Annotated in this window: 20 protein-coding genes; 10 read left to right on the top strand and 10 right to left on the bottom strand. The window is 65.7% G+C overall.

What is annotated here, in order from left to right; genetic code table 11:
- From cysK to Ga0102493_RS16610, 3 genes are read left to right on the top strand one after another with little or no spacing between them, the layout of a single operon-like run.
- Positions 1 to 921: a cysteine synthase A gene (cysK, locus tag Ga0102493_RS07995; RefSeq protein ID WP_034901426.1), complete on the top strand. Its 921-nt coding sequence runs from the start codon at positions 1 to 3 to the stop codon at positions 919 to 921.
- Between the two features lie 43 nt (positions 922 to 964).
- Positions 965 to 1,747: a hypothetical protein gene (locus Ga0102493_RS08000; RefSeq protein WP_051697636.1), complete on the top strand. Its 783-nt coding sequence runs from the start codon at positions 965 to 967 to the stop codon at positions 1,745 to 1,747.
- Positions 1,657 to 1,905, top strand: a complete 249-nt coding sequence (locus Ga0102493_RS16610; RefSeq protein ID WP_081845540.1) for an energy transducer TonB — start codon at positions 1,657 to 1,659, stop codon at positions 1,903 to 1,905. Before Ga0102493_RS08000 ends, Ga0102493_RS16610 begins: the two co-directional genes overlap by 91 nt.
- Before the next feature lie 202 nt (positions 1,906 to 2,107).
- Here Ga0102493_RS16610 and arsB read toward each other — a convergent pair whose 3' ends face one another.
- The 7 genes from arsB to Ga0102493_RS08035 form a co-directional block, all read right to left on the bottom strand.
- Positions 2,108 to 3,178 (bottom strand): ACR3 family arsenite efflux transporter, encoded by a 1,071-nt coding sequence (gene arsB / locus Ga0102493_RS08005; protein WP_034901423.1) that lies wholly within the window; start codon positions 3,176 to 3,178, stop codon positions 2,108 to 2,110.
- Positions 3,175 to 3,663: an arsenate reductase ArsC gene (locus Ga0102493_RS08010; protein ID WP_034901420.1), complete on the bottom strand. Its 489-nt coding sequence runs from the start codon at positions 3,661 to 3,663 to the stop codon at positions 3,175 to 3,177. Before Ga0102493_RS08010 ends, arsB begins: the two co-directional genes overlap by 4 nt.
- On the bottom strand, positions 3,660 to 3,992 hold the full coding sequence (locus Ga0102493_RS08015; RefSeq protein ID WP_034901416.1) for an ArsR/SmtB family transcription factor: 333 nt from the start codon (positions 3,990 to 3,992) through the stop codon (positions 3,660 to 3,662). Before Ga0102493_RS08015 ends, Ga0102493_RS08010 begins: the two co-directional genes overlap by 4 nt.
- A 251-nt stretch (positions 3,993 to 4,243) precedes the next feature.
- Complete coding sequence (locus Ga0102493_RS08020; RefSeq protein WP_034901414.1) at positions 4,244 to 6,049, bottom strand: acyl-CoA dehydrogenase C-terminal domain-containing protein; 1,806 nt, start codon at positions 6,047 to 6,049, stop codon at positions 4,244 to 4,246.
- A 52-nt stretch (positions 6,050 to 6,101) separates the two neighbouring features.
- Positions 6,102 to 6,584, bottom strand: a complete 483-nt coding sequence (locus tag Ga0102493_RS08025; RefSeq protein WP_051697634.1) for a MerR family transcriptional regulator — start codon at positions 6,582 to 6,584, stop codon at positions 6,102 to 6,104.
- A gap of 44 nt (positions 6,585 to 6,628) precedes the next feature.
- Entirely contained in the window at positions 6,629 to 7,027 is a 399-nt protein-coding gene (gene hisI / locus Ga0102493_RS08030) for a phosphoribosyl-AMP cyclohydrolase (RefSeq protein ID WP_236922187.1), read from the bottom strand.
- 451 nt (positions 7,028 to 7,478) lie between these two features.
- Positions 7,479 to 8,267, bottom strand: coding sequence for a ComF family protein (locus Ga0102493_RS08035; protein ID WP_051697632.1), 789 nt, complete (start codon positions 8,265 to 8,267; stop codon positions 7,479 to 7,481).
- Between the two features lie 72 nt (positions 8,268 to 8,339).
- On the opposite strand from Ga0102493_RS08035, the gene Ga0102493_RS08040 reads away from it, so the two are divergent.
- The gene (locus Ga0102493_RS08040) at positions 8,340 to 9,101 is read left to right on the top strand and encodes a class I SAM-dependent methyltransferase (protein WP_034901412.1); all 762 of its coding nucleotides are present in this window, start codon (positions 8,340 to 8,342) and stop codon (positions 9,099 to 9,101) included.
- Positions 9,102 to 9,104: 3 nt separating this feature from the next.
- Here Ga0102493_RS08040 and ppdK read toward each other — a convergent pair whose 3' ends face one another.
- The 3 genes from ppdK to Ga0102493_RS08055 form a co-directional block, all read right to left on the bottom strand.
- Positions 9,105 to 11,816: a pyruvate, phosphate dikinase gene (gene ppdK / locus Ga0102493_RS08045; RefSeq protein ID WP_051697629.1), complete on the bottom strand. Its 2,712-nt coding sequence runs from the start codon at positions 11,814 to 11,816 to the stop codon at positions 9,105 to 9,107.
- A 126-nt stretch (positions 11,817 to 11,942) separates the two neighbouring features.
- On the bottom strand, positions 11,943 to 14,057 hold the full coding sequence (glyS, locus tag Ga0102493_RS08050; protein ID WP_034901408.1) for a glycine--tRNA ligase subunit beta: 2,115 nt from the start codon (positions 14,055 to 14,057) through the stop codon (positions 11,943 to 11,945).
- Positions 14,057 to 14,923 (bottom strand): glycine--tRNA ligase subunit alpha, encoded by an 867-nt coding sequence (locus tag Ga0102493_RS08055; RefSeq protein ID WP_034901889.1) that lies wholly within the window; start codon positions 14,921 to 14,923, stop codon positions 14,057 to 14,059. Before Ga0102493_RS08055 ends, glyS begins: the two co-directional genes overlap by 1 nt.
- A gap of 301 nt (positions 14,924 to 15,224) precedes the next feature.
- Between Ga0102493_RS08055 and Ga0102493_RS08060 the strand changes: the two genes are divergently transcribed.
- The 6 genes from Ga0102493_RS08060 to Ga0102493_RS08085 all read left to right on the top strand — a co-directional run bounded on the left by Ga0102493_RS08060 (position 15,225) and on the right by Ga0102493_RS08085 (position 18,766).
- Positions 15,225 to 15,587 carry a UrcA family protein gene (locus Ga0102493_RS08060; RefSeq protein ID WP_034901406.1) on the top strand — a complete coding sequence of 121 codons (363 nt, stop codon included), beginning with the start codon at positions 15,225 to 15,227 and terminating at the stop codon, positions 15,585 to 15,587.
- 232 nt (positions 15,588 to 15,819) lie between these two features.
- On the top strand, positions 15,820 to 16,206 hold the full coding sequence (locus tag Ga0102493_RS08065; protein ID WP_069297485.1) for a hypothetical protein: 387 nt from the start codon (positions 15,820 to 15,822) through the stop codon (positions 16,204 to 16,206).
- Positions 16,206 to 16,406 carry a helix-turn-helix transcriptional regulator gene (locus Ga0102493_RS08070; RefSeq protein WP_034901401.1) on the top strand — a complete coding sequence of 67 codons (201 nt, stop codon included), beginning with the start codon at positions 16,206 to 16,208 and terminating at the stop codon, positions 16,404 to 16,406. The genes Ga0102493_RS08065 and Ga0102493_RS08070 overlap by 1 nt, the downstream gene beginning before the upstream one ends.
- Entirely contained in the window at positions 16,403 to 16,843 is a 441-nt protein-coding gene (locus Ga0102493_RS08075) for a hypothetical protein (protein ID WP_034901399.1), read from the top strand. The genes Ga0102493_RS08070 and Ga0102493_RS08075 overlap by 4 nt, the downstream gene beginning before the upstream one ends.
- A gap of 73 nt (positions 16,844 to 16,916) precedes the next feature.
- A complete protein-coding gene (locus tag Ga0102493_RS08080) occupies positions 16,917 to 17,828 on the top strand; it encodes a TraB/GumN family protein (RefSeq protein WP_034901397.1) in 912 nt (303 codons plus the stop codon).
- Positions 17,825 to 18,766, top strand: a complete 942-nt coding sequence (locus tag Ga0102493_RS08085; RefSeq protein WP_051697625.1) for a TraB/GumN family protein — start codon at positions 17,825 to 17,827, stop codon at positions 18,764 to 18,766. Before Ga0102493_RS08080 ends, Ga0102493_RS08085 begins: the two co-directional genes overlap by 4 nt.
- Positions 18,767 to 18,797: the final 31 nt, after the last annotated feature.

An 18,797-nucleotide genomic window follows, 5' to 3' on the forward strand; every position in this document is an offset into this window, starting at 1 on the left:
ATGAAAGCAGCCAATATCCTCGAAACCATCGGCGACACGCCGCATATCCGCCTCGCCCGCCTGTTTCCCGACCACGAAGTCTGGATCAAGTCCGAACGCGCCAATCCCGGCGGTTCGATCAAAGACCGCATCGCTCTCGCCATGGTCGAGGACGCGGAAAGCTCGGGCAAGCTGAAGCCCGGCGGCACCATCGTCGAGCCGACCAGCGGGAACACCGGCATCGGGCTTGCCATGGTCGCCGCGGTCAAGGGCTACCGCCTCGTCCTCGTCATGCCCGAATCGATGTCGATCGAACGCCGCCGCCTGATGCTCGCCTACGGCGCGAGCTTCGATCTTACGCCCAAGGAAAAGGGCATGAAGGGCGCGATCGAACGCGCCGCGCAGCTGGTCGAGACGACCGATGGGGCGTGGAGCCCCAGCCAGTTCGAGAACCCGTCCAATGTCGCGGTCCATGCGCGCACGACGGCGCAGGAAATCCTGCGCGATTTCAAGGACGACCCGATCGACGTGATGATCACCGGCGTCGGCACGGGCGGCCACCTGACCGGCTGCGCGGAGGAGCTGAAAAAGGTCTGGCCCGATTTCAAGGCCTACGGGGTCGAACCCGAAGCCTCGCCCGTCATCAATGGCGGCGAACCCGGCCCGCACCCGATCCAGGGCATCGGCGCGGGCTTCATCCCCGACAACCTTCACACCAACGCCATCGACGGCGCGATCCCGGTCGGTGCGGAGGAAGCGAAGGAAATGGCCCGGCGCGCCGCGCGTGAGGAAGGGATGCTGGTGGGCATCTCCTCCGGAGCGACGCTGGCGGCCATCGCCAGGAAACTGCCCGAACTGGGCGAAGGAACGCGGGTGATGGGCTTCAATTACGACACCGGCGAACGTTACCTGTCGGTCCCGGATTTCCTGCCGGTGGAATGAGGCCCGGCGCAATCGCAGGCGGAAAACAAAGCAGGGGACGTCCGTGTTCGGCAGGAATACCCGCACGCAATTTCCAGGCCTTTATGCCTGGTATCGCGACAATCTCGCCGATGCCTGCACGACGGCGGGCTTCGATCTCGAAGCGGAGATTGACAGGAACGAAAGTGTCCTGCGCCGCCAGCGCAGGAGTTGGCGAAGGAAGGTCGCAAAGGGCGATCCCGCGCAAGAACGGCAGGGCATTGTCGAGGCCATGGCCGCCGATACGGTCGCGAAGTCCACGGCGCTTGATGATGTCGAGGACGAAGTTGCGCGCCTGGTGGGCCTTTATACGGCCCTCGCCGCGCTGTTCAGCCTGTTCTTCTGCCAGGGTCCGGCCTTTGCCGAGGGTTCGGGAGACGAGGACGCCGCAAGTTTCGAGAGCCGGATGCGCCATGTCCGGTTGTTCATCGAGGATCTGATTGCCGAGGGGCGGGCGCGCGAGGAGCGGCGGCAGCTCGAGGCCGACAATCCCGCTTACCGGATATGGCTGGGCATGCTGACGATCGCGCTCAAGCGGATCGACGGCGCGGACCAGCGCGAGGCCGCGCTTGAAGCCGCTTTCGATCCGGTGACGATCGCGGCGAGTGATCCTCTCGCACCTCCCCGGCCGCTCCGCCCGCGGCGGGTGAAATTACGCCCGGCACTGTCCCTGCCCACCCGCCGCGCTTGCTCGATCCGGCGGGGCTCGGCGCAGCTATGGGTGCTTACTATCCCTCGCGCGCCCTGCGCGAAGGGATCGAAGGCGATGTCGGTTTTCGCGCTTTTGTCGATGCGCAGGGGCGCGTGACGCAATGCCTTGTCGCAAACTCCTCTGGCCAGGCCCCGCTTGACGACGCAACCTGCAAGCTGATCGGCCGATCGGCGCGGTTCGAACCGGCGCGCGGCTCGTCGGGGGAGGCGCTGCCGGGCGAATATTCGGGGACACTGCGATGGCGGCTCGGTTAAGGGCGAACCGGCGCTTGGGCTGCGCAGCGGGATGCCGGTGCAAACCCGGCCCGAACCCGCCGCGAATTTCTTGATTCGAAACTCGGCCTTTCCATAGGAAGCGAGCGCCAGGCGCTGCGCGCGAACCCCACCAGCCTGCCCTAACTGGGCGAAGAAACGCGGGTGACGGGCTTAATTACGACACCGGCGAACGCTAGCCAGCCTAATCGGCGGCGAAATGTCCGCGGGTGCGATTGGCGATTGCGACGAGCGAAAGCATCACCGGGACTTCGACGAGGACACCCACCACCGTCGCCAGCGCCGCCCCGCTGCCGAGCCCGAACAGGCCGATGGCGACCGCCACCGCCAGTTCGAAGAAGTTCGACGTGCCGATCAGTGCGCAGGGTGCCGCAATGGCGTGCGGCACGCGCCACGCCTTGGCCGCGCCATAGGCGATGAAGAAGATCCCGTAGCTCTGGATGATGATCGGAACCGCGATCAGCGCCACCAGCAGCGGACGCGAGGCGATGGTTTCGGCCTGGAAGCCGAACAGCAGCAGCACCGTCGCGAGCAGGCCGACGACCGAGAGCGGCTTCATCCGCCCGGTGAAATCCGACACCGCTTTGTCGTCGCCGCCATGGGTTGCCAGCAGGCGCTGGCGCACGAATGCCCCGGCCGCAAGCGGCACCACCACGTAGAGAGCGACCGACAGCAGCAGCGTCTCCCAGGGCACGACAATGTCGGTGACGCCAAGCAGCAGCGCGACGATGGGCGCGAAGGCGACGATCATGATGAGATCGTTCGCCGCCACCTGCACCAGCGTATAGGCCGGATCGCCCTTGGTCAGCTGCGACCAGACGAACACCATCGCAGTGCAAGGCGCCGCCCCCAGAAGGATCAGCCCGGCGATATATTGCTGCGCATCGGCGGGGTCGATCAGCGGCGCGAAGACCACTTCGAAGAACAGCACGCCCAGCGCCGCCATGGTGAACGGTTTGACCAGCCAGTTGACCGCAAGCGTGATGATCAGCCCCTTGGGCTTGTCCCCCGCGCGCCGGACCGCGCCGAAATCGACCGCGACCATCATCGGAAAGATCATCGCCCAGATCAGCACCGCGACGACCAGATTGACCGAAGCGTATTCGATCCCCGCCAGAACCGCGAATACCTCCGGCGCGAGATTGCCCAGCGCAACGCCCGCGATGATCGCGGCCGCGACCCAGACAGACAGCCATTTCTCGAACAGGCCAAGCCCCGCTGCGGCGGGTTCCATGTCGGCGCTCGCGGCGGTCATGCCCGTTCGGCCTCCCTGCCGATTGCCGCCAGTTCATGGCGCAGGTCTTCGGGCGTCAGGCTGTCGATCGGCAGGGCGATGAACCGATCGATGCGGCTTTTCAGCCGCTCGAAGGCGAGTTCGAATGCGGCCTGCTTTTCGGTATCGTGTCCTTCGACCGCCGCGGGATCGGGAATGCCCCAATGGGCCGAAATCGGACGCCCCGGCCATACCGGGCAGCTTTCGGCGGCGGCGCTGTCGCAGACGGTGAAGATCAGGTCGAATTCGGGCCCCTCGGCATATTCGCTCCAGCTTTTCGAACGGAAGCCGTCGACCGGAAGCCCGCGCTTTTCGACGGTGGTCAGCGCGAAGGGATTGACCCTGCCCGCAGGATTGCTCCCGGCGCTGTAGGCGGCGAACCGCCCGGCACCATGATGGTTGAGGATCGCCTCGGCCAGGATCGAACGGGCCGAATTGCCGGTGCACAGGAAAAGGACGTTTTTCATGCCGGTTCCTTGCGATCCGCCGGAGCGCAAACGGCCGCGCAGTCATCGCCGCCGCAGCAATTCTCGGTCAGATAGCCCATCAGCGCGTTCATCGCCGCGTAGTCGGCCGAATAGATGATCGACCGGCTCTCCCGCCGCTGGGTAACCAGCCCTGCATGCGACAGCTGGGCAAGATGGAAGCTCATCGAAGACGGGGGCACTCCCAGCTTGTCGGCGAGCATGCCGGCCGGGATGCCTTCGGCGCCCGCTTCGACGAGCAGGCGAAAGGCCGCGAGGCGATGTTCCTGCGCGAGGGCTGCAAGAGAGCTTATGACCTGATGGGATTGCACGCGGAAACTCCAACGATTCGATAAATATCGAAATATTGGCGCTGGCGCGCGGCGTCAACACGCACTGGCGCAAATGCGACCGCATGGATCGGCGCTTTCTGGCCCGAATGCGCACTGCCAGCCTTGCGCGCGGCCTTTCCAGAGGCGCCACACGCAAAAACGCGGGCCGTCATACCGAAATATGACGACCCGCGAATGGAAAGGGGCAGACAAGTCCGCGCCACTTTGGGCCGCGGTGCCTGCAGATTGCCTCAGGCCGCGGTGGCGAAGGCGTCCTCGGTCAGCTTCATCATGTTCTCGCTGCCCGCCTCGAGCTTGCGCCGCAGCGCGCCTGCGTCCGGCAGCCAGCGCTCGGCGTAATAGGCGGCCGAAGTCAGCTTGGCTTCGTAGAACGCCTTGTCCGACGGATCGCCCGCCAGCGCTTCCTTCGCGACCTTCGCCATCTTGAGCCACATATAGCCCAGCGTCACGATGCCCATGATGTGCATGTAGTGATGCGCGCCCGCGCCGAGATGGTTGGGGTTCTGCATCGCGTTCTGCATGAACCACATGGTCGCAGCCTTCTGTTCGCCCAGCGCCTTTTCGAGGACTGCGGCGATAGGAGCAAGCGTCTCGTCGTCCTTCACCGAGGCGATTTCCTCGTCGATCACGGCGAAGTATTTCTGGATCGCCTTGCCGCCCTTGGCCGGCAGCTTGCGGCCGCACAGGTCCATCGCCTGCACGCCGTTGGTGCCTTCGTAGATCATGGCGATGCGGCTATCGCGCACGAACTGTTCCATGCCCCATTCGCGCACATAGCCGTGCCCGCCATAGACCTGCTGCATGTTGTTCGCGATGTCATAGCCCTTGTCGGTGCCGTAGCCCTTGATGACGGGGGTCATGAGGCCGATGAGCATGTCGGCTTCCTCGCGCTCTTCCTGCGTCTGCGCCTTGTGGGTGAGGTCGACCTGCAGGGCGCCCCACAGGCACAGCGCGCGCATCGCCTCGTTGAACACCTTGGCGTCCATCAGCATCCGGCGCACGTCAGGGTGCACGAAGATCGGATCGGCCTTGGCGTCGGTGTCCTTCGGTCCGGTCAGCGCGCGGCCCTGGCGCCGGTCGAGCGCATAGGTGACGGCGTTCTGATAGGAGACTTCGGCCTGGGCGAGGCCCTGCAGACCGACGCCGAGACGGGCGGCGTTCATCATGATGAACATGGCGGCAAGCCCCTTGTTCTCCTCGCCGACCATCCAGCCTTTCGCGCCGTCGTAGTTGAGCACGCAGGTCGCATTGCCGTGAATGCCCATCTTCTTTTCGATCGACCCGCAGGAAACGCCATTGCGCTCACCCGGTTCGCCGTTTTCATCGAGGATGTACTTGGGCACGATGAACAGCGAGATGCCCTTTGAGGAGTCGGGCGCGCCCGGCGTTTTCGCCAGCACGAGGTGAATGATGTTGCTGGTGAGGTCGTGTTCGCCGGCGGAAATGAAGATCTTGGTGCCGGTGATCGAATAGGACCCGTCGTCGTTCGGTTCGGCCTTGGTGCGGATCATGCCGAGATCGGTGCCGCAATGCGGCTCGGTCAGGTTCATCGTGCCCGACCATTCGCCCGAAATCATCTTGGGCAGGTACATTTCCTTCTGTTCCTGCGATCCCGCCGCCTCGATCGCGGCGGTCGCGCCGTTGGTGAGGCCGGGATACATGGCGAAGGCCTGGTTGGCGGTGCCGGTATATTCCTCGATCACGAAGCCAAGCACGTGCGGCAGGCCCTGCCCGCCGAATTCCTCGGGCTTGGCGATCGTGCCCCACCCGCTTTCGACATAGGCGTCATAGGCTTCCTTGAAGCCCGGGGGCGTCGTGACCGATCCGTCCTCGTGCCGGGTGCAGCCATGTTCGTCGCCGATCTGGTTGAGCGGCGCGAGCACCTCGGCGCAAAACTTGCCCGCCTCGTTGATGACCGTGTCGATCATGTCGGGCGTCGCGTTCTCGAAGCCGGGCAGGTTGCCGTAGCTTGCAAGGTCGAGCATCTCGTTGACGATGAAACGCGTGTCGCGGGTCGGGGCGGTATAGGTCGGCATCGCTTTGATCCCTTTTTCAAGCGGTATTGGTCTGGTCGGGTAGGTGTCGGATTCAGCCGAGGTCGAGCTTTTCGATCTCGGCGACGAATTCGGTGAGATCCTTGATCGACGAGTCGATATCGGCGCGCTGCTCCTTGAGCTTGGCGATATGCTCGCGGCATTTCTCGATCGTGACGCGGCGCTGTTCGACGCGGCCATCGTCGAGATCGTAGAGGTCGATCATCTCGCGGATCTCGTTGAGCGAGAAACCGACATTCTTGGCCCGCATGATCCAGGCGAGCCGCGCCCGGTCGCGCTTCGAATAGACGCGGGTTAGCCCCACTCGCGCGGGGCTGATCAACCCTTCGTCCTCGTAAAAGCGAAGCGCACGCGCGGTGCAGCCGAATTCGGACGTCAGGTCCGAGATCGAATATTGCTCTCGCGCATGTTTGTCGGGCCGGTCGAGATGCGCGCTGCTGCGGCGCTGCTCGGTTTCGGCAGCGGGCTTGGCATCGATCGATCCGGATGCGGGTTTGCGGGCCGGTGCGGTTACCATGCCCGATATCTACCTTCCCTTTACGTCAGCGTCAAGTCTTGACCCTAACGAGAGAGCGGCGACAGCGCCTCCGCATCGTCGGCAAGCGGATCGAGCCGCCGGTAGAAGCAGCTGCGCGCTCCGGTGTGGCAGGTCGCACCTTCGGGCCATGCACGGATGACGAGCGTGTCCTGGTCGCAATCGACCAGCATTTCCTCGACCTTGAGGAAGTTTCCCGAGGTCTCCCCCTTCGTCCAAAGCTTGCCGCGCGAACGGGACCAGAAGGTCACCCGCCCGTTCTGCCGCGTCAGGCGAAGCGCCTCCTCGTTCATCCAGGCAAGAACCAGAACCTCGCCCGAACCGGCATCGACCACCACCACGGGAAGCAGGCCCGCCGCATCGAACACGGGGGCAAAGCGTGATCCGCGCTCGCGCTCATCGTTTGAAATTTCGCCTCGGTCCACGCCGTCTCTCCTTTCCCGCCCGCCATTACCCCATCGCGCGCACGCCTCAAGCCTCCCTTGTTGCACGATGACAACAGATGATCACGAAAATCGGCCAGTTTTCGTTTTCACCTTCACGATTGCGAGTGGGGATGGAAAAACACGCGCATGGGTCGGAAACGGCCCACCACCGAACACCGGCGACCTAACTACGGAATCAGGCCGCCAGGTTCAGGGGGTGACCGGGCAGCAGCCGACAGCGGGGTGTCGGCGCTTCCGGTTGAACGATGAGGGATAGGATCCCGGCGGCCAAGTTAGGGGGTGGCCGCCGATAGCTCCGAAAGGAGCGGGTCCGCATCATTTCGTCACGTGGCGCCCGGGGCTGTAATGGCCTCGGGCGTTGTGTTTTGTGGCGAAGTGTTTTGTGGCGAACGCATCTTGCGGCGCGCCTTCCGGGTCATTCCCGTCCTTTTCAGGACGCTTCTTCCGCCCTTGCCTTTGCGCCGCCCATCCCGCGCCCGTCGACCACGCGGGCGAAACAGGCGACCGCCACGTCCTTCGCCCCGGCATCAAGCAGCGCATCGACGCAGGCATTGCTTGTCGCCCCGCTGGTGAGAACGTCGTCGACGAGGATCACGTTTCGCCCCCTGATCCGACGCGCGCGCGACGGGCTGACCGCGATCGCCCCCGCCAGCATCGATTCGCGTTCCTCGCGCCCCAGCCCGCCGAGACTGCGCGTCGCCCTGCGCCGCATCAGGGCATCGACCAGCAATTCCCCCCTACCCTGCCGCGACAATTCACGAGCGAGCAGGGCCGACTGGTTGTAGCCGCGCTGCCAGATCCGCCAGCGATGGAGGGGGACCGGGACCAGCAGCGCGCCCTCCCCCGCTTCGCTTTCTGGCAGGCGCACGCCGATCAGCCGCGCCATCAGCCCGGCGAGCGCGATCCGCCCGCCGTGCTTGAACGACAGGAGCAGCCTGCGCGAAGCGTCGTTATAGAGCGTTGCGGCAAAGATCCCGGAATGGCGCGGCGGATCGGCCCGGCAGCCGAAACAGGTCTCGTTCTTGACGGCGTTCGCGCTGCCCAAGGGGCGCTGGCACAGCGAGCATGCGGGATCGCCGGGGATTTCGAGTTCACCATAGCATTCGGCGCACAGCCCGCCCTGTTCGACCACCGCCCCCCCGCATAGCGGACAGCGCGGCGGATAGACGAGATCGACAAGCGGCCTCAGCCCCGCGGCAAGAAGCGACCTCTTCCCCATACGCGACCCTCCCCTGAACGCCCGTCTTCGCACGGCTTGCGGCGAAGAGGCAAGCGCGGCAGGAGGCAGCGCATGACTTCGCAGGTTCCCCGCATCTTCAGCCCCCGGCGCCGCGCCCTTCGCCTTGCACGCGCCCTCGCCCGCCAGCGCCGTGACGAGGCGGCGCGTTTCGTGTGGGAGGACATGGCCGAGGAGATGGCGGAGCGGCTTGCCTTCGTCCGTCATGAGCCGAAGCGGACACTGGTGATCGGGCCGTGTCCAAGCCCGCTCGGCGATTATCTCGCGCGCGGCGGCGGGCACGTCGAGGACGGCAATGCCATCGATCCCGAATCGCCCTTTCCGGCGAGCGGGTTCGATTTCATCGCGGTGCTGGGCCAGCTTGATGCCGTGAACGATCTGCCCGGCGCGCTCATCCATCTGCGCAATGCACTGGAGCCGGGCGGGCTCGTCATCGCGAGCTTCGTTGGCGGGCAGAGCCTGCCTTCGCTGCGCGCCGCGATGCTCGCTGCCGAACCGGACCGGCCGGCAGCGCGGATGCATCCGCTGGTCGATCATCGCGCCGCGCCCGGACTGCTCCAGCGCGCGGGCTGGAAGGACCCGGTGGTGGACACGCAGACGCTGACGATCCGCTATTCCGCGCTCGACGTGCTGGTTTCGGACCTGCGCGACCAGGCGCTCGGCAATGCGCTCGCCGATGCAGGCTCACCGATCGGCAAGGCGGCGCTGGGGCGCGCACGCGCTGCGTTTCTGGACCGCGCGGACGAAGGCGGAAAGGTCCCCGAGCGGATCGAGATCGTCACCCTTACCGGGCGGCGGTCGCTCGCGGGGACGTAGGACCTATTTCGAAACGGCAAGCGCCGCCTGCGCCGCGGCAAGCCGCGCGATCGGCACGCGATAGGGCGAGGCGCTGACGTAATCGAGCCCGACATTCTCGCAGAAACCGATGCTGGCCGGGTCTCCGCCATGCTCTCCGCAAATGCCGAGCTTGATCTCGGGGCGCGTTGCCCGCCCGCGGGTCGCGGCGAGTTCGACGAGCTGGCCGACCCCGTCAACGTCAAGGCTGACGAAGGGGTCGCGCGGGAAAATCCCCTTGTCGACATAGGTGCCGAGGAAGCGCCCGGCATCGTCGCGCGACAGGCCGAGAGTCGTCTGGGTAAGGTCGTTCGTGCCGAAGCTGAAGAATTCGCCTTCTTCGGCGATCTCCCCCGCGAGGAGCGCGGCGCGCGGCAGCTCGATCATCGTGCCCACGAGATAGGCGATGCGCGTGCCCTTTTCGCCGAACACTTCCTCCGCCACCCTGTCGACGAGCGCGCGGAGCAGGGAGAGTTCCTTCTTCGTCGCGACCAGCGGGATCATGATTTCCGGCAGCGGCGCATCGCCGCTTTCCGCCTCGACCGCGCAGGCCGCCTCGAAGATCGCGCGCGCCTGCATTTCGTAGATTTCTGGATAGGTGATGCCGAGCCGGCAGCCGCGATGGCCGAGCATCGGGTTGAATTCGTGCAGTTCGTTCGCGCGCCGCCTGAGATGGTCGACGCCGAGCCCGGTCGCGTCCGAAAGATCGGCGAAATCCTCGTCGCGGGTGGGCAGGAATTCGTGCAGCGGCGGGTCGAGCAGGCGGATCGTGCAGGGAAGGCCCGCCATGACCTCGAAGATCGCGGTGAAATCGGCGCGCTGTTCGGGCAGAAGCTGGTCCAGCGCCTTGCGGCGTCCGGCCTCGTCCTCGGCGAGGATCATCTGGCGCACTGCCTTGATGCGGCCTGCATCGAAGAACATGTGCTCGGTCCGGCACAGGCCGATGCCCTCGGCCCCGAACTGGCGCGCCATGCGGCAGTCCTCGGGGGTTTCGGCATTGGTGCGCACGCGCATCCGCCTGAGTTCGTCGGCCCATTCCATCAGCGTCGCGAAATCGCCCGCCAGTTCCGGCTCGACCGTCGGCACCTCGCCCAGCATGACCTGGCCGTTGGCGCCGTCGAGAGTGATCGTGTCGCCTTCCTTCAGCTCCTGCGAGCCGATCCTGAGCGTGCGCTCGGTCCGGTCGATCGAAATCCCGCTCGCACCCGAGACACAGGGTCGTCCCATGCCGCGCGCGACCACTGCCGCATGGCTCGTCATCCCGCCGCGTGCGGTAAGGATGCCCTGCGCGGCATGCATCCCGTGAATGTCCTCCGGGCTGGTCTCGACCCGCACGAGGATCACCTTGTCGCCCCGGTTGGCCCATTGTTCGGCGGTGTCGGCATCGAGCACGATCTTGCCCGCCGCCGCGCCCGGCGAGGCGGGCAGGCCCGTCGTCATCACGTCGCGTTCCGCATCGGGATCGAGCGTGGGGTGGAGCAGCTGGTCCAATGCCATCGGGTCGATCCGCCGCACCGCCTCGGCGCGGTCGATCAGGCCTTCGTCCACCATGTCGGTCGCCATCTTGAGCGCCGCCTTGGCCGTCCGCTTGCCGGTGCGGGTCTGGAGCATCCACAGCTTGCCGCGTTCGACGGTGAACTCGATGTCCTGCATGTCCCTGTAATGGCTTTCGAGCAGGTCGAAGACCCGCGCCAGCTCCTCGTAAGCCTGAGGCAGCGCCTCTTCCATCGAAAGCGGCTTTGCCCCCGCTGCCTCGCGCGCGGCCCTGGTGAGGTATTGCGGCGTGCGGATCCCCGCGACCACGTCCTCCCCTTGCGCGTTGATGAGGTATTCGCCGTAATAGCTGCGATCGCCGGTCGAAGGGTCGCGGGTGAAGGCGACGCCGGTGGCGCTGGTATCGCCCATGTTGCCGAACACCATCGCCTGCACGTTGACCGCCGTGCCCCAGTCGGCCGGAATGTCGTTGAGGCGGCGATAGACCTTGGCCCGTTCCGAATCCCAGCTCCCGAACACCGCCGCGATTGCGCCCCAGAGCTGATCGTTCACGTCCTGCGGGAACGGTTCGTCCTGTTCCTCGCGCACGATCCGCTTGTATTCCCTCACCAGCGAGCGCCAGTCATCCGCGCTCATCTCGGTGTCGTTGTAATAACCCTGGTCTTCCTTCGCGATCTCGAGCGCTTCCTCGAACAGGCCATGGTCGAGGCCGAGCACCACGTCGGAATACATCTGGATGAAACGGCGATAGCTGTCCCAGGCAAAGCGTTCGTCCTCGCTCACCTTCGCCAGCCCCTCGACCGTCTCGTCGTTGAGGCCGAGATTGAGCACGGTGTCCATCATCCCCGGCATCGAAACCCGGGCGCCCGAACGCACCGAGACGAGCAGGGGATCGGCCGCATCGCCGAACTTCTTCCCGACCGCGCGCTCGACATGGGCGAGCGCCTCGGCGACTTCGGCGCGCAATTCGTCGCGGAACGCTTCGCCCGCCTGCAGGTAGCGCACGCATTCCTCGGTCGTGATGGTGAAGCCCGGCGGAACGGGCAGGCCGATCGACGCCATTTCCGCAAGGTTTGCGCCCTTGCCGCCGGTCACCACCTTGTCGCGCTGGCGCGGATCGTCATGCGGGGCGTCCCCGCCGAAACGGTAGACGGTGCGCAATTCGGTATCGGTGCCGGTCTGCGTCGCGGTGGCGGTCGTCATCGATGGTTTCCCCTGTGAACATGCATGCCGTGCAAGGTTGGCTCGCGCCCTGCCCTTGCTGGTCCTGCCGTTGCTGGCCCTGCCATTGCTGGCATTCTGATCCCGTCTTGCACCAAACGCGCCATTTCAGCTTTCTATCCGGCTGAAATCGGCGACCTGACCGACCGCGCGGGTGAACCGGGCGAGAAGGTCGAGGCGGCTTGAACGCTTATCCGGATTGTCGTCGTTGACCGTGACCTCGTCGAAAAAGGCGTCGATCGGCGCGCGCAAGCTGGCGAGCGCCTTCATCGCATCCTCGAAACGTTCTTCCTCGACCGCCTTCGCCGCCTGCGGAGCGGCCGCATCGAGCGCCTCGATCAGAGCGCGTTCGGCCGGTTCGGGTTCATGGGACAGCGCATCGACCCGGCTCCCCGCACCGCGGCCAAAGGCTTCGTCGAATTCGGGCTTCCCGGCGAGCGCGAGCGGGTCCTCCTCGCTCGTCTCGGCGACCGGTTCACCCGCGTGCGGCGGGGCGGCGTCCCATTCCTCCTTCTTGAGGATATTGGCCGCGCGCTTGTAGCCAGCGAGCAGGTTCGCGCCGTTCTCGGTCTCGACGAAGGATTGGAGCGCATGGACACGGGCGAGCAGGCGGACGAGATCGTCTTCGCCGCCCAGCGCAAAGACCGCGTCGATCAGGTCGTGGCGGACACCGGCTTCGCGCTGCTGGACCTTGAGGCGGTCGGCGAAGAATTCGAGGAGGTCGCCCTCGGCGACGCCCATGCGCAGGCCGCTCTCGGTTATGAGGCGAATGATGCCAAGCGCTGCGCGGCGCAGCGCGAAAGGATCCTTGGAACCGGTCGGCTTCTCATCGATGGCGAAGAAGCTGCGAAGCGTATCCAGCTTGTCCGCCAGACTTACCGCCACCGTCACCGGAGCGGTCGGCACATCGTCCCCCTGACCGACCGGCTTGTAATGATCGCGGATCGCGTCGGCGACCGCGTCCGGCAGACCTTCGGCGCGGGCGTAATAGCCACCCATAAGCCCCTGCAATTCGGGGAATTCGCCGACCATTTCGGTAACGAGATCAGCCTTGCACAACCGCGCAGCCTTTTCGGCCATGTCGGGATCGCCATCAACGATGCCTTCCTCGCACAGCCAGCGCGCGAGCTTCGCCACGCGCTCGACCTTGTCGGCGAGAGTGCCGAGCTTTTCGTGGAAGGTGATCCGCTCCAGCCCCTTGGCGTGCTCTTCGAGCGTCTTCTTCTGGTCGACCTCCCAGAAAAACCGCGCATCGGCGAGGCGGGCGGCGAGGACCTTGCGGTTGCCGTCGACCACCACCGCCGGTTCGAGCGCGTCGATATTGGCGGTGCACACGAAGGCATTGGCGAGCTTGCCAGCCTTGTCTTCGCACACGAAATATTTCTGGTTTACCCGCGCCGAAAGCTGGATGACCTCGGGCGGCACCTCAAGAAACGCCTCGTCGAACCGGCCGAGCAGCGGGGCGGGCCATTCGGTAAGGCCGGCATTCTCGACCACCAGCCCCTCGTCCTCGACCAGAACGAGGCCTGCTGCCTTCGCCGCCTTGCGCGCGCCTTCGCGAATGATCCCGGCGCGCTCTTCGTGATCGACGATGACGAAGGCTTCGCGCAATTTCGCGGCGTAATCCTCGGCGCTGTCGATCGTGACCGGGCCGGATGAATGGAAACGGTGTCCCATCGTCTCGCGCCCGCTCGCCAGCCCCTCCATCACGCAGGGCACGACTTCGCCGTCCAGCAGCGCGACAATGCCCGACAGCGGACGCACCCAGCGCGTGCTTTCGGAACTGATCGAGGCATCGCCCCAGCGCATCGATTTGGGCCAGGAAAAATCGCGGATGATCGCAGGGATAGCGGCGGCAAGAAGGTCGAGGACCGCCTGACCCGGCCGCTCGATAACGGCAAAATACGTCGCGCGGCCCTTGACCTCGCGTTCCTCGAGGCTCTCGCGGGTGACGCCGTTCTTGCGGCAGAAGCCTTCCACCGCCTGATCCGGCGCGCCGACGGGAGGGCCCTTCGCCTCCTCGCGCACGGCCTGCGTCTGTTCGGGAAGACCGCGCGCGATGAGCGCGAGGCGGCGCGGGGTCGACCAGACGGTGACCTCGCCCGTTTCGATCCCGGCAGCTTCCATCTCGCGGCGGAACAGCTTTTCGAGTTCGCCGCGCGCGCCCGCCTGCATGCGGGCGGGAATTTCCTCGGAGCGCAGTTCGAGCAGGAAATCGGCCATTACAGGCTCCATTCCGGATGGCTCTCGGCCCAGCTCGGGGCCATCGCTTTCGCATATTCCTCGCAGGACGAGCGCGCCAGATCGCGCACCCGGCCCATGTAGCTTGCGCGTTCCTGCACGCTGATGACGCCGCGCGCCTGCAACAGGTTGAAGATGTGGCTCGCCTCAATCGCCTGCTCATAGGCGGCGATGGGGACGTTTTCGGCCAATGCGTTGCGGCATTCCGCCTCGGCCTTGGCAAAGAGCGCGAACAGGCCGTCCGTGTCGGCGACTTCGAAATTCCATTTCGACATCTGGCGCTCGTTTTCGAGGAACACGTCGCCATAGGACACGCCTCCCGAATTGAAGGCGAGATCGTAGACGTTGTCGACGCCCTGGATGTACATGGCGAGCCGTTCGAGCCCGTAGGTGAGTTCGCCCGAAACCGGCTTGCAGTCGAACCCGCCCATCTGCTGGAAATAGGTGAACTGGGTGACTTCCATCCCGTCGCACCAGACCTCCCAGCCCAGCCCCCATGCGCCCAGCGTCGGGCTTTCCCAGTCATCCTCGACGAAGCGGATGTCGTGCGCGATCGGATTGATGCCGATCGCCTCGAGACTGCCGAGATAGAGCTCCTGGATGTCGGGCGGCGATGGCTTCAGGATGACCTGATACTGGTAGTAATGCTGAAGCCGGTTGGGGTTTTCGCCATAGCGCCCGTCGGTCGGGCGGCGGCAGGGCTGGACGAAGGCGGCGTGCCAGCTTTCCGGGCCGAGCGCGCGCAGGGTGGTCGCGGTGTGAAACGTCCCCGCCCCCATGCGCATGTCATAAGGCTGCAGGATCACGCATCCGTGCGCCGCCCAGTAATCGTGCAGCGTGAGGATCATGTCCTGGAAAGACCGGGTCGGGTCGCGGCCGGTTTTCGCGGTTGTCTGCGGCGCGTGGCTCATGGCGCTCGCCCATGGCTCAAGCCCCGCAAAGCGTCAATGCCGCAGCGCAGCAGGCCATGGGCGAAGCACGGCGGGCGACCCGATCCGGGACGGAATTGGTAAGCCTCGCCTGACGAAAAGTCAGGATATCTTGACATAGTCAGTGAATCGCGACATATAGTCAGCACAACCTGACATAATGGAAGGTTGCTGCTACACATTTTTCCAACTTTCCTCCCCAGGAGAAACCGCCATGCGAATGAACTATGTCAACTACGCCGCCGCACTGTCCGCATCCCTACTCGCCCTTGCGCCCGCCAATGTCGGCGCCGCGCCGAACGATCCGGCCGTCTTCAGCGAGACCGTCGGGCACGACGATCTCGACCTCACCACGCCGCGCGGGGTCGCCCTGCTCGAGGCGCGGATCGACACCCGCGTGCACCGGCTCTGCGCCACGGGAGGGCGGGATTTCGCCTCGCTCCGGCTGGAGCGCGAATGCCGCAGGGCCGCGCTCGCCCGGGCAGAGGGGCAGGTCCGCCTTGCCATCGCCGAAGCCAATGCGGACCGCGTGCGTCTTGCCGAGGTGACCGCCACATCTGCGACCGACACTCCGGGTGGCTGATGCGCCTTGCCGCCCCGCTCTTTGCGAGCTCCCCGGCTCGCGTCGGCGGCGGGGCGGCCCTTGCCACGACCGGGAAAGGAAAACCCTTGTGACCAGATTGAACGAAACGATCCGTATGAAGCGCTGGCAGGCCTGTGTGATGCTGGGCCTCAGCGGCTTTGCGATCGGCAACATGCTTGCCAAGACCACCTCCGCGCTTGGTTTCTAGGCGCATCCCAAGGAGACCCGAACCATGTCCGGAGCCGACAGGAAGACACGCCTTCACCTTGCGATGGGCCATGTCGTGACGATAGCGACGCTGGTCGTGATCGCAGCCGGGTTCGATCTCGTCCCGCGGGCGATCGCGATGGTCGCCGCGCTCGGCGCGATGATCGCTCTCATCTTCATGTTCGCGACAAGGCGGAGCGATGAATGGGTCGCCTCCCTCTGGAGCGCGGGCGCGAGCGCTGGGTTTCTGGGCGCGATCGGCTGGCTGCTTTTCGCGCCGTTCATCGAAGGCGTGATCGACGGCATTCGCGGCGATGAGGCGGCGCAAGACATGCCCGCCGCTGCCGCTTCGATCGTCGCGCTCGCCTGTTTCGCGCTGGCATTCAATCTCAAGCGCCTGAGGGGTTACTGATGAAGAACCGCCTCAAGGTCCTGCGCGCCGAACGCGACTGGAGCCAGGCCGAGCTTGCCGGACGGCTCGACGTGTCGCGCCAGGCGGTGAATGCGATCGAGACCGGCAAGCATGACCCCTCCCTCCCCCTCGCCTTTCGCATCGCGCGCCTGTTCGAGATGCGGATCGAGGACATCTTCGACGACGGAGAACAGCAATGACCAAACCCATCGGCCCCGGCGAAGTGCGCACCCGCCAGCGCCAACGCCGCCAGATCGTCTACGTCGCCATCGCCGCCCTGCTGGGCGGAGGGATCGGCTTCGTCACCGGCTTTTTCGACAAGGGCGACGGGAGCCTTTTCACCGGCGAGTGGGAAGCGCTCTCGCTCGATCCCGCCATCGCCGTGATCCTCGCCCTTGCGCTCGTCGCCGGATTTACCGTGCTGCCTCTCTACGGCTTCACCCAGGTCGACGAGATGAAGCGCGAATACAATCTCATCGCCTTCACCGGCGGCTGCATCGCGGTCATCACCGGCTTTCCGGTGTGGGCCGTGCTCTATGCCGGGGGCTTCGTGCCGGCCCCGCATGCCTTCGGCGTGTTCGCCATCGCCTTCGTCGCGATGATGGTTTCCTATCCCATCGCCTGCTTCGTTCGCTGACCAAGGGCGCCCTTCGTTCAAGACAGCGTCACCTTTGTACTCTAGATCCGACAATCGAAAGGAACCGACACCGATGAAACTCAAGTCCCTGCTTTCCGCTTCCGCCGCAGCCTTCGCCCTGTTTGCCGGCGCACCCGCCATCGCCGAGGACGCAGCACCTCCCGCAGCCGACCTGCCCGCAGGCCCCGAAGGTCCGGCGCTGTGGAGCGTTTCTGACGAGGACACGACGATCTACCTGTTCGGAACGGTCCATGCCCTTCCGAAGGAAGTGAAGTGGTACGATCCCGAAATCGCCGGAGCGCTGGCGCAAGCCGACACGATCGTCACCGAGATCAAGATGGATCCCGGCAGCGAGGCGGCGATGCAGCAGCTCGCCATGTCGAAGGGCATGCTGCCCGCCGGTACAACGCTGCGTTCGCTGCTCGATGAGGAGCAGACCACAAGCTACGAGGCTGCGCTCGGCAAGATCGGTGTTCCGGCGCAGGCCTTCGACCAGCTCAAGCCGTGGATGGTCGGCCTGTCGCTGACTATGGTCCCGCTGATGCAGCAGGGCTATTCGCCCGATAGCGGGGTCGAGAAGATCGTCCTTTCCAAGGCCGGGGACAAGCCGCAGGATGCGCTGGAAACGGCGGAATTCCAGCTCGGCATCTTCGATGGCCTGCCGATCGACCAGCAGATCGCGTTCATGATGTCGGCGGCGGAGGGCATCGACGAGGTCAAGGCCACGCTCGATGCGATGGTCGCCGAATGGGTCGAGGGCGATGCCGACGCGCTCGCCGAAATCATGAACGAAGACATGGACGATCCCGCCCTCGCCGAGGCGCTGCTCTACCAGCGCAATGCCAATTGGGCCGATTGGATCGAGGCACGGCTCGCCGAGCCGGGCACCGTGTTCATCGCGGTCGGCGCTGGCCACCTTGCGGGCGCGAACAGCGTGCAGGACTATCTCGCCGAGAAAGGCATCGAGACTGCCCGGGTCCAGTGATCCAAGGCATCGCAGAAAGAAAGGGGACCCGCAGTGCGCCGACGCGCCTGCGGGTCTTCGCACTGGCGCTGGTCGCTGCGGCGCAAGCGTTCTTGCTCGCCGCCTGCTCGGGCGGAGATCAAGAGACCGGGCCTGACGCGTCCGCCACGCCGCTGATTTACGAGATCGCGGGGCCGGATGGCGCGGTGCGCGGCTGGCTCTTCGGGACGATCCACGTCCTGCCCGACGGCACGCGCTGGCGCACCCCGGCGATCGAGCGGGCGATCGAAGAGGCGGGCATGCTGATGGTCGAAATCGCCGATCTCGAGGACCGCGCCGGCATCGCCGAAACCTTCGGGGAGCTTGCGGCCACACCCGACCTCCCGCCGCTGTCGCAGCGGATCGTGCCGGGCCTGCGCAGCGAGCTTTCGACCCTGATGGACGAAGCGGGCATTTCCGAACGCGACACGACCCGGATAGAAACCTGGGCGGCGGCGCTGATGCTTGCCCGGGTGCAGGCCGATGGCAGCGCGGCCAATGGCGTCGACCGCGCTGTGATCGCCGATTTCGCGGGCCGCGATGTGCGCGAGCTCGAAGGCGCGCGGGCGCAGCTCGCGATCTTCGACAGGCTCACCGAGGCGGATCAGCGCGACCTGTTGCGGGAGGTCGTCGCAGGGACAGCGGAGATCGGCGCAGACCCCGCGGCGCTCCGCCGGGCATGGCTCGCCGGCGACGAGGCGGCGCTGGTCGAGGCGGCAACCAGCGGGATCCTTGCCGATCCGGGTCTGCGCGAGGCCCTGCTGGCCGAACGTAACCGCGCGTGGCTCGGTCCCGTGGTCACCGAACTCGAAAGCGGCGCGCGTCCGCTGGTCGCCGTGGGCGCTGCCCATGTGGTCGGGCCCGAGGGCCTTGTCGGCCTGATCGAGGCCGAAGGTTACCGGGTCAGGCGGCTTCGCTGAGGCGCGAAACGCCTTGCCAAGCGTGCAGGAG

The sequence above is a fragment of the Erythrobacter litoralis genome (assembly GCF_001719165.1).
In the GTDB taxonomy this organism is placed as follows: Bacteria; Pseudomonadota; Alphaproteobacteria; order Sphingomonadales; family Sphingomonadaceae; genus Erythrobacter; species Erythrobacter litoralis.